Below are 13,105 nucleotides of genomic sequence, written 5' to 3' on the forward strand. Positions count from 1 at the left end.
AGGGGTCGGCGTGGCTGTCCTGCGTCGTACGACAACCGGCCGGGGCTGGGTGGCGCGGGCCGGCTAGGCGGTGACGTCGTCGAGCGTGAGTATCGGGAGCGGGTGCTCGCCGTAGTCCCGGTCGTGCACGACCCGGTGCATCTTCACCGGCTCGACCTTGTCCGGCTCCTTGGCATCGGCCTTCGCTAACGCGGTGCACCCGTGACACACGACTGGGTCAGCGTCCGTCCCGTACCACCCGTCGTTGTCGGGGTGGTGAGCAAGGTGCCTCGGTTCACCGCACCCAGAGCACAACGAGTCGAGGTAGAGCTGGTAGGCGAGCAGCAGCGCCCGGTCCTCCTCGGTCCAGGGCGACTCGGTGACCTGGCGTACGACGCGCTGGACACCGTCGACGTCGCCGTACACCAGGACCGTGGTCGCAGGTCGGCCACGCAGAGCCGACGGCGAGACACCCAGGTCGAGTGCGAGCGCTAGCTCCCGGCGTGCGGCTTGGGCCGAAGGACGTGCGAGGAGAGTCGCGAGAAAGGGACGCTGATGCCACCCTCGGTGTTGAGCTTCCATGCCTCCATGGCGAGCTCGTAGAGCGGCGGGTTGCCCAGCTTCTTCCGGAGGGCCCTGACCTTGTCGACGGGCATCTCCGGCGCCACCGCCGAGGCGGCGATGACGGCGTCCCACATCTCCGGCGGGTACGGGGCGCCCTTGTCGAGCGTCTTCTTCCAGTCCTGCTCGAAGGCCAGCCAGTCCTCCGAGGTGAGTTGGCGGAGCCTGATCATCCTGCGGGAGGCGGCGTACTCCTGCCGCTTGGCCTGGATCTCCCGGGCGATGACCTCGGCGCTGCGGCCGTCGTGGGGGGTGTCGTCGCCAACCGCGGCCTCGTCGTCGGCGGGCACTGCGGCGGAGCCGTCAGTGACGCTCTCCAGCTCCACCTGCAGCACGTCGATCTCGGCCTCGAGGTGCGGCTTGGTGTAGAGCGGGAACAGCTTCTCGGCGCGGCGTACCTCGCTGGCGAGTAGGTCGTCGAGGTCGAGCATCTCGTTGATGACGGACTCCGCGGTGAAGCCGGCGGCGATCTCTTCGGGGGTGGTGCTCATGGTGGTCTCCTGGGTGCGAGGGTGTGCGAGGGGTGCGAGGGCGTGGTGCTGCTGGGTGGGGTGGCGGGCGACCCTCGCGACGCCCGCCACCCCGATCGGGAGGGCTGGTTCCAGCTCAGGCCGCGGCGACGGCGATGTCGGTCCAGTCCCGCTGGACCTTGCCGGGGATCACGCGCTTGATGAACCCGCCGGCGTCGGCCTTCTGCGGGCGGTCGGTCAGGACCTCGGCGCCGTACCGGATCTCGTCGTCCTCGGCCCACGGCTCGGTCGACTTCTTGGCGGTCTCGCGGGCGTAGACCCACACCGTGGTGCCCTTGGCCTTGAGCGCGGCGAAGAGGGTGTCGGCGGTGGCGTCGGCCTGGCCGGGGGTCGCGCTGGCGAAGTAGCGGAACACCGTGGCCGAGAACTGGCCGTTGGAGCGACCGAAGGCCTCGGCGCCGAGCTCCTCGCAGACCGCGGGCTCCGAGAAGGACTCGGAGTCGTTCGGGCTGAAGGTCCAGCCGCTCGCGAGGATCGCGCACGCGGCGTCGATGCCCGCGGTCAGCTCCTCGATGGTGGGGTTGGCCGGGTCGTCCGGCTTGGTGGTGAGGACGGCGATCTTCTCGTGGCCGTCGGCGAGCGAACGGGGCATCGTGTTACTCCTTGTTCTCCCCGGCGGCCGGGGTCTGGCCGGACGCCGCGGTGGTGTCCGGGTCGGTGGGGTCGCCCGCGAGGGCGGCCTGGGCGGCGGCCTCGGTGGCCTCCGTGATCGCGTCGAGCACCGCGGCCTTGTTCGGCAGGTCGGTGCTGTCGACGTTGAGCCCGGCGGCGTGCAGGTCGAGCTGCTCGCGGGTCCAGGCGTCGCTGGGCTCCCCGCGGCCGGGAGTGACGGTGCCGGCGGCGCGGGTCTCGATGGCCTTGGTCAGCGGGGTCTTGGAGAAGTCGCGGCCGAGGACCGGGTGCGACAGCCAGTGCTCGGGCACGGACTGCTTGGCGCCGGTGGACTTGGCGTAGACCTCGACGAATCCGTCGGTCATGACGGCCTCCTCAGGGGCAGGTGGACGGTCGGTCGTTGTGCCCGCGCCGGCGGCACGGAACGCCCGACGAGCCGGCGGCGGGTCGGGAGAGAAGGGCCGACGTCAGTCGGCGGTCGCGACGAGGCGGTACTGCAGCGGGACCTCGAACCGGACGGGCTTCACGGTGTCGATGCGCCGCGGCGGGCCGGGGTCGTACCCCGGTGGTGGTGCGAGGCGGCCGACCACGACGTCGTCGTGGGTCAGCTCGGCGCGGAACAGCCGCGCGTGGACCCGGTCGACGAGGTGGTAACAGTCCTCGACATGCCCGGCCACGCAGAGGGCGTGGAGGGTCCAGTCCAGCTCGTCGGCGGTGTCGGCGACGTCGGGCTCGACGAAGGGGTTGCCCACGCCGCCGTCCAGCACGAGGTACGGCGCGATCCGCCCGGACGGGTCCGGGGCGCCGCCCGGGCCGGGCAAGAGGGGGACCGTGGTCGGGTCGGGGATCTCGCCGCGGTAGATCGTCACGGTGGGCCCGGTGCCGGGCAGCGCGCCGAGCGCGTCGGCAGCGGCCAGGAACAGCACCAGGCGGCGGATCTTGCTCATCCGAGGGTCCGGTCTGCGGCTGCACGGAGGATCCCACGCTCGGTGCGGGGGAGGTCCCGGTCGAACGCCGGGCCCATGTACGGCTGGGGGCTGTTCCCGGGGTGCCAGACGGTGATGCCCCACCCGAACGCATTGTCGATGGGGTAGGGCCCGCTCGTGCCCTGCTCGACGAAGCCGCCGTAGTTGGCCTCAGGGCCGACCTCGTACGACAGGCCGTCGATGTCGGTGCTGATGGAGTTGCGCAGGTTCCCGAACTCGACCGGGGCGTTGACCTTGGCGAGGCCCTCGACGCGGTGGGCGCCACGGGCGACCTCGGCCTCGACGGCCGGCACGACGCGGTGCTCGACCGCGCGGAGGTCGGCGGCGAGGTGGCGGACCTGCGTGAGGTCGATGGTGATCACGGTGCTCGCCCCCTTCCGTGGGGTCAGTCGTTCAGGGCGGCCCGGATGAGCCGGGTGGCGTGCCGGTCCCCGCCCTCGACGTGGAGCACGGTCAGGGTGCGGGTGGTGAGCCGGGCGTCAGGAGAGGTGGTGACCGTGACGACGTGGCCAGCGACGATCCCGACGGTGGCGTGGGGGAGCGCGACCTCGTACACGGCGACGGAGACCTGCTCCTCGCCGGCGTCGCGCTCGGTGGCGCCGTCGGTCTCGCTGCCCGGGCGAATCGTGGCGGGCCCGTCGTACACCGGGTCGGCGGTCGGGGTGACCATCCGCCCGTCGACCTCGGACCAGGCCGGCGCACCGCCGGACGGCGCGATGGTGACGGTGGAGTCGTGGGTGCCGTCGAGCACGGCGGCGACGGTCCCGGCCCAGCTGGGCGGGAACACCGGAGTGCCGGGGCGGCCGCGGCCGACGGGGCGGGGCACCGCTACCAACCGCCCTCAGTCAGCTCGGGGCGGCGGCGGTTGCCACCGACGATGTCGACGACGCCGAAGTAGAAGCCGTCGTCCGCGTCGTCTTCGTCCTCGCGGGCCTGCTTGCGGAGCGAGTCGGCGTGGCGGCGCATGGCGTCCGCGAGCTTCGCGCCGTCGGTGGTGACCTGGTGGTCCTTCAGCACCTTCAGCGCGAGCGCCTCGTTGGTGGCCTGGGCGTCGATGGCCTGCGCGGCGGCGCGCTTGGCATTGCCCCGCTCGAGCGAGAGGAAGGCGTTCAGCTCGTCGTCGGAGAACACCTGGGCGCCCTCGTCGACGTCGTTGATCAGGAGCCGGACCTGCCCGACCGGGGTGGAGAAGTTGATCGTCATCCTGGGCCCCTCTCGGTTGGTGGAACCGCGAGCGGCCAGGCTGTGGTGGGCCCGGCCGCCCGCGGCGGGTACGACGTCCGGTCAGGAACCGTTGGAGGCGTACGTGAACGTCGGGTCGCCGGTCTGGTGACCGACGATGTGACGCCCGCGGTACTGGATGTCGTCGATCTCGAAGGAGCCCGCGAGCGGGGAGATGTCCCCGCCGCCGACCCGCTGGCTGCCGGCGCTCTTGACCCGGATGTCGGGCTGCTCGTGACCGCGGAGGAACGCCGCCCACACGGCGGGGCGCGTGGTCTTCGGCTTCGGGAGCACGAACCAGGTCGTCGCCGCCTTCGAGCCGGTGTTCCAGTAGTCGAGCATCGGGTCGACGACGTAGTCGACGCCGACGTAGTTGTCGAACTCGAACTCGGTGGAGCTACCGCCCGACGTCTCGGTCTTCTTGATCGTGCGGACCGCGAGGATCCGCTCGATGGTCCGCTTCAGCGTCTGCGGCACGACGACCTGCAGCGGGGGAGCGGCGACCATCCGGCCAGAGATGGCCGACTTCCGGGCGGCCATGATGTCGAGCACCGAGTCGAGGTTGTCCAGGGTCAGCGGCAGCGCCGTGGGGGCGTTGTTGTTGCCGGCCTTGAAGAAGTTGGTGTTGACGCCGCTGCGGTTGGCAGCGATCAGGTTCGACACGGCGTTGATGGCCTCGGTCTCGTTGGCCTGGCGGGCGATGACGCCCGGGAGGTCCTCGAACTCCTGGATGGCCTCGCTGTTGATCCACGCCTCCCACGAGATGGCGTAGCGACGACCGAACTTGGCCACGGCGATCTCGTTGACGTCCTTGCCACGGGCGTCCTCGGCCGGGTACTCGGTCAGCTCGGGGACCTGCTCGAACCCGATCGTGTTCCGCCACTTGTCGAGCAACCGCTTGGGGCGGAAGTCGCTGACGGTGGTGGTGTCGGTGTACTGCCGCCACGTCGAGGGCAGGTCGTCGAACTGGCGCTGCATCTCGGTGTCGATGGCGGCGAACGCGGCGAGGGTGAAGTCGCTGGTCGAGAACGCCTCGGCGAGCGCCTTGTCCGCGCCCCACTTGCCGCGGAAGGCGTTGTCGAGCAGGGTCATCGCCTTGTCCATCAGCGCCTCGGACACGCGGTAGTTGCGCGGGTTCGTGGAGCCGGGGAAGTCGGCGTCGGAGGCAGCCTCGACGGCGGCGTTGCCGTGGAGGACCTGGATGTCGTTGGTCATGTCGGTGTCCTCGTTCTCAGTTGGTGATCCGGATGCGGATCACGTCGCCGTCGGTGCTGGTCTTCGCCTCGACCGCGTGCCCGAACAGCGGGTTGGCCCCGGAGTTGTCGGTCGTGGTGAGGACGTTGGTGGCGGTGATGATGTAGATCGGGTCGCCGATCGCCCGGGTCGTGGTCGTGGTGACGGGGAGGTCGTGCACGCCCTCGAGCCACACCGAGGCGTAGCCGTTCGGGTTGCCGCCGCCGAAGTCGTACGACGCGTTGACGGTGCCGTCGTCGTTGTAGTTCACGACGTCGGTCTTGGCCCGGTTCGTCTGCAGGACGCCGTTCAGGCCGCCGATCCGCACCGGGTCGCCGGACTTGCGCCCGGACGGGACGGGCAGCGACAGCTTCGTGCCGCTGCGGAAGATCTCGTTGGTGGCCATGATCAGGCTCCCTTGCTCTCGGTGAGGCTGCGGCCCCACGGGCTGGTGGTGCGGGGCTGCGACTCCGTGACGCCGGTGCCGGGCGTGCCGCCGAAGCCGACGACCTGGCCGGTGTTGCCGGCGGCCCGGGCCTCCTTGATGGCGGTGATCTGCGCGTCGACCGACGCGCTGAACGCCGTCTCGTCGAGGTCGCCGGACTCCGCGACGGGCAGGTCCGCGATGAGTCCGCGGACCTGCAGCGCGTCGAAGGCCACGTCGCCGGCGGCCTGGGCGCGCTCGGCGACGAGCTCGCGCGCGCGGTCGGTGCGCGCGCGGGCGGCGTCGGCCTCCTTGAGGGTGTCGTTCTCGGCCTTCAGGCTGGCGTTCTCGCTGACGAGAGCGTCCACCCGGCCGGCCTTCTCGACGAGGTCGGTGTGGGCCGACTCCTCGATCTGGATCTTGGGCATGGTGTCCTCCTCGGACTCCTCGGTTTCCTTGCCGTCCGGCCGGGTGGCCGGGACGTATTGGTGACGACCCGCACCTCGGTGCGGTCGCCAGTGAGCTCGACGAGGCCGTCGGAGCTCTGGGTGTAGCCCTGCGCGAAGACGCCGTTGCCCTCGCCGTCGGTGTCGATGTCGAACCAGACGGTGGTGTCGTCGAAGTCGCGGACCCAGACCCAGGTCTTGTCGTCCGCGTAGGCGTCCTTCAGCGCGACGTTGAGGCCGTCGCGGGTGTCGTTGACGGTGGCCTCGGTGAGACCGCGGCCCTTCGCGCGGTGCTCGGCGCGGGCGGACTCCAGCAGGGAGAGGACCTTCCCGCCGCGGCCGGCGCGGGTGACCCAGTCGACCGACTCGACGTGGGCGAGGCCCTCGACGATCTTGCCGCGGCGGCCCTCGGCCTCGCCGAGCACGATGTCGGTCGCGTCGCCCCAGATCGAGACTCCGATGTCGGAGCCGACGTCGTCGATGAGGTCGCGGTACGGTGCGGCGACGCGGATCTCCGCGACGACGGCGCCGATGTCGGCGCCCGCGGCGATCTGGTCGTCGGTGGCGATCTGGCCCTCGGAGACGGTGACCGACACGAGGTCCTTCACCGACCGGCCGGCACTCGCGGCCTCGGGGTCGTGGTCGGCGTACATGTGCAGACCGGCGGGAAAGAGCTGGTCGGCAACGGCCTGCTCGAGGACCTGGGCGGAGTAGTAGCCGGACGAGCCCCAACCGGGCGAGATGAGCTGCACGAGGCGGTGGCCGGTCGGGGTAGTGGCGTCCTCGATGAGGCGGGCGCGCTCCTGGAGCGGCTTGGGCATGGCGGGACCTCCATGGGCGGGGTGATCGGCGGGTAGCGTGGCCGGGTGACTTCGCCCGGAGACGACGAAGCCCAGCCGTGCACCGCTGGGCTGGAGCACGTCTGGGCGGCGAAGGGGATCCACCTGTCGCTGAAGCGCGGGGCGGAGACGGAGGAGCAGTGCGCGCGGCCGGGGTGCGGGGCGCTGCGGTACGTGGCCCGGCCGGGCGGCCGGAAGAGCACACCGCCGTCGGGCTGATCCGGTGCTATTCTGGAGCGTGTAGGGCCCGCCTCCGTACCACGGGGGGACGGGGCCCTACGTTCGTTCCGGGCCGTTCTCAGGCCAGCGGTACGTCGTGCAGCTCGTTGCCGACGAACAGCCACAGCCCGGCGAGCAGGTACTTGCGCCGGTCGACGTTGAACCCGGCCAGGTCGGCGACCAGCTGGTCGAGCACGCCGGCGGGCAGGTCGTCGTACCCGAGGTCGATGATGAACCGGTCCTTCACGACGTTCTGGCGGGCCGCGCGGCTCATCGCGTCGACCAGGCGGCCGTGGATGGTCGCGGCGCGGGGCTTCGTGCTCTTCAGCTCGACCGGCCGGCCGTCGCGGCTGGACCACAGGAAGTCGTTGGTCGGGGCGGACGGCGCCTTCGGGATCCACTCCAGCTGCTCGCCGGCGTCGAGGAACCGCTCGACGAACTCGACCTCGTGGGGCTTCAGCACGTCGCCGCCGAGGTCGACGGGCAGCGCACCCTGCCGGCGCGCCCAGTACTCCCGGGTCTCCCACGGCTCGGCGTCGGCCGGGGCGGGCCCGAACCGGGCGAGTGCGGCGTCGCGGTACGACGACGGGTCGTCGTCGAGTTGGCCGGGCACGTCGGGTGCACCGCCGCCGTTCCCGCCATCGCTGGTGTCGGCCGGGGAGGCGGGCACCTGGGAGTCGCGCCACCCGTCGGTGTGCCGGGTCTTCGTCCACGCCTCGATCGGGAAGTCCCCGGCGACCCAGGCGTCGTAGCCGCGGCGGCCGAGGATGGCGCGCTGGTCGGCCTCGGGCAGCTGGTCGAAGTGGTCGGCCGCCGAGGGGATCCAGGACAGGTCGACGCTGCCGTCGGCCTCCCGGACGACCGGGACCCGGGAGCAGCGGCCCTGCTGGTGGTCGTCGGGGCCGGGGACCTCGAGCCCGAAGACCTGGCCGTGCATCGCCAGGCACGACCGGCATGTCCGGGACCCGAGGTGCGCGACCCAGGCCCACCCGGCGAGGAGGTCGGCGTGCACGTCCTGCGCGGCCCGGGAGCCCTCGCGGTAGGCGTCGAGGGTCTCGGTGCGGGCGATGTTGACCGCCCGGGCGGCGCCGAAGTTGTGGAGGTCCTCGGCGCGGCGGAGCATCCGGGTCGCGGTGGCCTTGGGGTTGTCGCCGGCGGCGACGCCGCGGGTGAGCTCGCCGAGGATCGTCGCGTAGGTCTCGTCGGCCAGCGGGAGGGCGGTCGAGGTGACCTGCTGCGTCGTACGACGCACGATCGCCTCGAGTGCCGGGGTTGGGACCTCCCGGCCGGGGACGTTGCGGGCGAGGCGCTGCGCGGCGATCAGCTCGCGGGTGCCGACCTGGGCGTGGTCGAGGACGTCGGCGAGGTCGTTGGTGACGCGGATCTGGAGCTGGCCGGCGAGGTCGTCGAGCCGGTCGGCGATCCCACCGAGGACGCGGGCGAGGCGCTCGTAGCGGACGACGGCGGTGGCGTTGACCCGCCCGACGTCGGTGAGGATCACGGTGAGGATGTCGAGGAGGTCGGCGGAGACCTCTGCCCAGGCGGTGGCCCAGGCCTGGGTGATCTCGGCGTCCTGGGCGTCGGTGATCTCGGCGAGCGCGGCGGCGAGGGCGATCTCGACGGCGTACGGGTCGGGTGCCTCGGGGGTCCCCGTGGTCACGTCAGCGGCCGTTCGGTACGACGGTGTCCCGGGCGCCGCACTCGTCGCACCATGCGCGGAGCTGCAGGTGCATCCGGTCGGCGCACCGCAGGGTGACCCACGACAGCCACCCCGACGGGAGGAGACAGCGGGTGCACCAGTGGCCGCCGGTGGTCTCGATCGGCTCGACGACGACGTGGACGGTGACGTGGCGAGCCATGGTCACGCCGCCGGCTGGTTGCGCTGCCGTGCGATCGCGGCGGCCGCGGCAGCGATGCGCGGGTCGACGAAGTTGCCCTGCTCGTCGAGCATCGCGGCGATGACCTCGTCGGCGTCCTTCACCCGCAGCGCGGCGAGCAGCAGCCGCAGGGTCTCCTCACCGGGAAGGACGCCGGTGGAGTCGGCGTTCACGATGGCCTCGATGAGCTTCACCGGGTCCATCTCGTTGAGGTCGGGGAACTCGGCGACTACGGTGCGCTCGACCTCGTCGGCCAGCGTGATGACCTGCCGGTTCCCGACCTGCTGCACGGTGCCGCGCAGCGGTCCGCGTGGGGCCTTCACCGCCTGGTCGATGGCGTACGCCGCGAGCCGGAGCAGCACCGTCGCCCAGAGCTGGCGACGCATCCCCATCTCCAGCACCGTCGGCTGCTCCAGGGTCTCCGCGACGGCGCGGGCTCCCGTGGTGCCGGGGTCGGCCAGGAGCGCGGTGACCGGGAGGCCGAGGCCGGCGGCGACCATCGCGGCGAGCGGGCGGCCCGACTCGCTGTCGATGGTGGCGCCGGACTTCGGGATCGCTTCGAGGTTCGCCCCGGGCCCCATGGCGGCCACCTGGCCGGCGTCGCTACCGCCAAGCGGCGGGACGCCGGCGGGCAGCGCGGCATTGAGCGCGGCCGCAGCGCCGCGGACCTTGGTCGCCCGGTCGCCTGTGAGCTTCCACGCGAACTTCGACAGGGCCTTCACCAGGCGCGCCCAGTCAGTGAGGAAGCCCTCGTAGGCGCGGGCCCAGGGCAGGGAGGCGTAGACGTCGGGGACGCCCCAGGTCCAGCCGTCGAGGCGGTTCACGGGGACGTGGAGGATCGGCTGGTCCCAGCGGACCTCGTACTGGGTGCCCTCGACGTTGATGCTCTTCGGCCGGCTGGCGGGCCAGTAGCCGAGCGCGGGGTGCGCGACCCGGACAGTGACCGGGCGGAACCGCAGCGTCATCGCGCCGGCGGCGGACCGGAACGGCTTCTCGGCCTGCGCGGAGTACTCCCGCAGGTAGAACCACGGGTCGTCACGGTCGTCGGGGTTGTTCACGACGTCGCGGATCTCCTCCAGCGGCGTCGAGCGGTGCTGCACGCGGCCGGTGAGCTGGTCGGTGAAGCAGGCGATGAAGATCTGCCCGTCGGTGCCGAGAGCCCGCTCGAGCTCCTCCTGTGCCTGGGAGCCGGTGAGGGCGGTCTGGTTGGAATCGTCGTCCCACCACTGCTGCACGACGGCGTTGACGTCCTGCTTGACGTCCTCGCCGGCGGCGCGGGCCTGGAGGGTGACGCCCTGGCCCCAGACGTAGCCGGTGCGGAGCTGGATGCCGCGCTTGATGAGCGGGGACGCGACGGCCATGAGGCGGCAGTTGCGGACGACGTTGTCGAGGCCCTTGCGGGAGAACTCCTGCTGGAGCCGGGTCGCGGCGTTCTCCCAGCCGGCGTCCTCGGCGGCAAGCTCGAGGTCGGCGAGCCGCTCCTGCAGGAGCGCGTTCTCCGAGAGCACGGCGGAGACCTGAGAGCTGATGTCGGTCGAGCGTGATCCCGTGGGCCAGTCAGGCATGTCTACCTGCCTCTCTGGTCGATCACGGAGTTGAGTCGGGGGGCAGTTGTACGGTCGCCAGACATGGCGCTGATCGGCAGCGCCGAACAGGAAGGAGACGCTCCATGAGCGTGACGGTCCACATCCCGCCGCAGTCCAGCGGAGCCCAGTCGGTGGTCCACGCGGAGGCCACCAATTTCGACGTGCACAACGAGCACCTGCACGTGCGCAACGCCCAGAAGCGGACCATCGCGGTGTACGCCCCCAAGCAGTGGCACTCCGCGACGGTGGAGAACGCCGAGACGGCTCAGTAGGGCGTGATGGAGTAGCCCTCGAGCTCGGGATCGAGGTCTTCTCCGGTCACTACCTGCCCGGCGTAGATGGGCTGCAGCACCAACCGGTTCAGGGCCTGGGTGAGAGCGTCGACGTCGTCGTCGTGCGCGGCGGTCGGGAACCCCGCGGCCTCCTCGATCACGGCGTCCGACCACGGCGCGAGCTCGCTGGACGGCAACCACACGTTCCGGGACTCCACCAGCGGCGAGACCGCCGCGGCGCGGACTTCCTTCCCGCCGTCGGGCTCGACCGGGACGATCCCGGGCACGGTGCGGCCGAGCATCGCGATCGCGGCGGGCCCGTTCGCCTTGTCCTCGACCAGCTTCAGCACCGCCTGCGGCCACCGGGCGGCGAGCGCCCGGAACGCGGCGAGGGTCTCGACGAAGTCCATCCGGCCGTGGACCCTGTCGAGCAGGTAGGCGTCGGCGCCGCGGCGGCCCCAGACCTGCCCGGAGACGAAGTCGGTGCCCTCGGTCTTCTTGAAGGTCATGTCCCAGCTGATGAGGAGGTCATCGAAGCCGGTGACGATGCGGGAGCCGTCCTCGCGCTCGATCCACAGCGGCTGGTCGTAGCGCTGCCACCAGGTCCGCTTGAAGATCGTGCCCTCGGCCGGCGCGGGCCGGCCCTGGTAGAGCGCGTTCCACGCCCGGGACCCGACCTCGCGCTGCTTCTTCTCCCAGTCCCGCGTCGTACGACGCCGGGCCGACTCCATGTACTCGCCCGGCGCGCGACCCAGGACGTCGGTCTCGCCTTTCGCGGGGTCGTGGTCGGCGAGCGCGCCGAGGTTGACGACGGTCCACTCGTCGGGGAACTCGCGCTGCAGCCAGCCGGCGATGTCGTCCTCGCGCCACCGGGTCTGGATCAGCACCACGGGCGCGCCCGGGGCGAGGCGGGGGAGCGCGACCTCGCGCCAGAAGTCCTCGACGGTCTGCTTCCAGGCCTTCGAGTCGGCCTGCTTGGCGTCCTTGTACGGGTCGTCGATGATCAGCAGGTCGATCGGCCGGGAGGTCAGCGACCCGCCGATGCCGACGCAAACGACGCCGCCGGTGTAGCCGAGGAGCTCGAACTCGTCTTGGCGCTGGGAGGACTGGGAGAGCTGGAGGCCGAGCTCGGGGTGCTCGCGGAGGTCGTCGCGGATCGCGCGGCCGAAGCGGCGGGCGACGTCGTGGCCGTAGGACACGATGCCGATGCGGAGGTTGGGGTTGCCGTGGAGCATCCACAGCGGGAACCGTCGCGACGTGCGCTGGGACTTCCCCTCCTGCGGGGGCATGTTGATGATGAGCCGCTCGCACTCGCCGTCGCGGACCTTGACGAGGTGCTCGTCGATGACGTCGAGTGCGGGGGTCTGGACGGTGGTGCGGTCGAGGGCTTGGGCCATCTCGCCGGGGGTGGCCCAGGGGCGGCGGCGGAGCTCGGGGGCGAGCTGGGTGCGGATCATTTCGATCATCAGGTCAGGAGCGCCAGACACAAGATCGCCCCCGATCCGAACCGTCGCTACCTAGGGCCGAGCCCTTCCTTGGTGCCGAACGGTCCCTCGAGAACCCCCGTCGGCGTCCGGCGCCACCATCGGTTGCCGGTGTCGCGGAACGAGAGCGATACCAGGACCTCGTCAGTCGAGTCTTCGATCAAGCTGCGACGTTCATCGGTCGAGGCATTCAAGACGATATCTGGCATGCGGATACTCATCGACTGCCGCTTCTCCGTGGTGACCGGCCCCGGGGGAACGACCGGGAAGATGCGGAAGTCGTCGTGGGTGAGCACCGTGCCGCCAATCCGGATGACTAGCAGAATGTCAACGCGAACTTCGTACACCGGGAGGTCAGTCGCATTCCGCACGTGGAGCGTGACCGTGGAGGTCACGTGCTTCATGCCGTACTCCAGCGGTCCGAGCGACACCCAGCTCGCGATCCGCTCGGCTTGATGCCGTCGTTGATCCTCCCTGTATCGCTCTTCGCGGGCCGTCTCCAGTGAGAAGGCTCCCGCAGCGAACATCGCGGCCACGATCGCAGCAACCAGCGTCGCCGCGGTCGCAGCAGCAGCGAACCACTGCGCCAGGTCCGCCCGTGGTGAACCCGCCCACCACCAGCCGAGCAGCGAGGTAGAGGCCATTACGAGGAGCGACAGCGCGCTGACCGTGGCGGCGCGCCGCCTCGTCGACCAGTCCTTCATTACGCTCCTGGGATGCCGATGGCGGGGAGTGTCTGGAGACACTTCACCCGCCAGTGCTGATGTTGAGGCACG

19 protein-coding genes are annotated in these 13,105 nt (G+C 71.2%); 2 read left to right on the plus strand and 17 right to left on the minus strand.

Going from position 1 to position 13,105, the window contains the following annotated elements; genetic code table 11:
• Positions 1-63 precede the first annotated feature (63 nt).
• From MRBLML1_RS12600 to MRBLML1_RS12655, 12 genes are all read right to left on the minus strand, one after another.
• On the minus strand, positions 64-405 hold the full coding sequence (locus MRBLML1_RS12600; RefSeq protein ID WP_364516311.1) for a hypothetical protein: 342 nt from the start codon (positions 403-405) through the stop codon (positions 64-66).
• Between the two features lie 65 nt (positions 406-470).
• On the minus strand, positions 471-1,091 hold the full coding sequence (locus MRBLML1_RS12605) for a hypothetical protein (RefSeq protein ID WP_364516313.1): 621 nt from the start codon (positions 1,089-1,091) through the stop codon (positions 471-473).
• Positions 1,092-1,206: 115 nt separating this feature from the next.
• On the minus strand, positions 1,207-1,722 hold the full coding sequence (locus tag MRBLML1_RS12610; protein ID WP_364516315.1) for a hypothetical protein: 516 nt from the start codon (positions 1,720-1,722) through the stop codon (positions 1,207-1,209).
• A 4-nt stretch (positions 1,723-1,726) separates the two neighbouring features.
• On the minus strand, positions 1,727-2,107 hold the full coding sequence (locus MRBLML1_RS12615; RefSeq protein ID WP_364516317.1) for a hypothetical protein: 381 nt from the start codon (positions 2,105-2,107) through the stop codon (positions 1,727-1,729).
• A gap of 102 nt (positions 2,108-2,209) precedes the next feature.
• Complete coding sequence (locus MRBLML1_RS12620) at positions 2,210-2,689, minus strand: hypothetical protein (protein WP_364516319.1); 480 nt, start codon at positions 2,687-2,689, stop codon at positions 2,210-2,212.
• Positions 2,686-3,090, minus strand: coding sequence for an HK97-gp10 family putative phage morphogenesis protein (locus tag MRBLML1_RS12625; RefSeq protein WP_364516321.1), 405 nt, complete (start codon positions 3,088-3,090; stop codon positions 2,686-2,688). The genes MRBLML1_RS12620 and MRBLML1_RS12625 overlap by 4 nt, the downstream gene beginning before the upstream one ends.
• Before the next feature lie 23 nt (positions 3,091-3,113).
• A complete protein-coding gene (locus MRBLML1_RS12630) occupies positions 3,114-3,554 on the minus strand; it encodes a DUF6093 family protein (protein WP_364516323.1) in 441 nt (146 codons plus the stop codon).
• Between the two features lie 2 nt (positions 3,555-3,556).
• The gene (locus tag MRBLML1_RS12635; RefSeq protein ID WP_364516325.1) at positions 3,557-3,931 is read right to left on the minus strand and encodes a hypothetical protein; all 375 of its coding nucleotides are present in this window, start codon (positions 3,929-3,931) and stop codon (positions 3,557-3,559) included.
• A gap of 81 nt (positions 3,932-4,012) precedes the next feature.
• Complete coding sequence (locus MRBLML1_RS12640) at positions 4,013-5,164, minus strand: hypothetical protein (RefSeq protein ID WP_364516327.1); 1,152 nt, start codon at positions 5,162-5,164, stop codon at positions 4,013-4,015.
• A 16-nt stretch (positions 5,165-5,180) separates the two neighbouring features.
• Positions 5,181-5,588: a DUF2190 family protein gene (locus tag MRBLML1_RS12645; protein WP_364516330.1), complete on the minus strand. Its 408-nt coding sequence runs from the start codon at positions 5,586-5,588 to the stop codon at positions 5,181-5,183.
• Between the two features lie 2 nt (positions 5,589-5,590).
• Positions 5,591-6,034, minus strand: a complete 444-nt coding sequence (locus tag MRBLML1_RS12650; RefSeq protein WP_364516332.1) for a hypothetical protein — start codon at positions 6,032-6,034, stop codon at positions 5,591-5,593.
• On the minus strand, positions 5,941-6,873 hold the full coding sequence (locus MRBLML1_RS12655) for a hypothetical protein (protein WP_364516334.1): 933 nt from the start codon (positions 6,871-6,873) through the stop codon (positions 5,941-5,943). Before MRBLML1_RS12655 ends, MRBLML1_RS12650 begins: the two co-directional genes overlap by 94 nt.
• A 45-nt stretch (positions 6,874-6,918) precedes the next feature.
• Between MRBLML1_RS12655 and MRBLML1_RS12660 the strand changes: the two genes are divergently transcribed.
• A complete protein-coding gene (locus MRBLML1_RS12660; RefSeq protein WP_364516336.1) occupies positions 6,919-7,110 on the plus strand; it encodes a hypothetical protein in 192 nt (63 codons plus the stop codon).
• A gap of 79 nt (positions 7,111-7,189) precedes the next feature.
• On the opposite strand, the gene MRBLML1_RS12665 is transcribed toward MRBLML1_RS12660, so the two are convergent.
• The 3 genes from MRBLML1_RS12665 to MRBLML1_RS12675 are packed head-to-tail and all read right to left on the minus strand — an operon-like array spanning position 7,190 to position 10,552.
• The gene (locus MRBLML1_RS12665; protein ID WP_364516338.1) at positions 7,190-8,770 is read right to left on the minus strand and encodes a phage minor head protein; all 1,581 of its coding nucleotides are present in this window, start codon (positions 8,768-8,770) and stop codon (positions 7,190-7,192) included.
• A 1-nt stretch (position 8,771) separates the two neighbouring features.
• Positions 8,772-8,975: a hypothetical protein gene (locus MRBLML1_RS12670; protein ID WP_364516340.1), complete on the minus strand. Its 204-nt coding sequence runs from the start codon at positions 8,973-8,975 to the stop codon at positions 8,772-8,774.
• Positions 8,972-10,552 carry a hypothetical protein gene (locus MRBLML1_RS12675; RefSeq protein ID WP_364516342.1) on the minus strand — a complete coding sequence of 527 codons (1,581 nt, stop codon included), beginning with the start codon at positions 10,550-10,552 and terminating at the stop codon, positions 8,972-8,974. Before MRBLML1_RS12675 ends, MRBLML1_RS12670 begins: the two co-directional genes overlap by 4 nt.
• Positions 10,553-10,656: 104 nt before the next feature.
• Between MRBLML1_RS12675 and MRBLML1_RS12680 the strand changes: the two genes are divergently transcribed.
• Positions 10,657-10,845 (plus strand): hypothetical protein, encoded by a 189-nt coding sequence (locus tag MRBLML1_RS12680; protein WP_364516344.1) that lies wholly within the window; start codon positions 10,657-10,659, stop codon positions 10,843-10,845.
• On the opposite strand, the gene terL is transcribed toward MRBLML1_RS12680, so the two are convergent.
• Together terL and MRBLML1_RS12690 are read right to left on the minus strand one after the other, a co-directional pair.
• A complete protein-coding gene (terL, locus tag MRBLML1_RS12685) occupies positions 10,839-12,311 on the minus strand; it encodes a phage terminase large subunit (RefSeq protein ID WP_364516346.1) in 1,473 nt (490 codons plus the stop codon). The genes MRBLML1_RS12680 and terL overlap by 7 nt on opposite strands.
• Before the next feature lie 47 nt (positions 12,312-12,358).
• Positions 12,359-13,033 carry a hypothetical protein gene (locus MRBLML1_RS12690; protein ID WP_364516348.1) on the minus strand — a complete coding sequence of 225 codons (675 nt, stop codon included), beginning with the start codon at positions 13,031-13,033 and terminating at the stop codon, positions 12,359-12,361.
• Between the last annotated feature and the right edge of the window lie 72 nt (positions 13,034-13,105).

The sequence above is a fragment of the Nocardioides sp. LML1-1-1.1 genome (assembly GCF_040676175.1).
Classification (GTDB): domain Bacteria; phylum Actinomycetota; class Actinomycetes; order Propionibacteriales; family Nocardioidaceae; genus Nocardioides.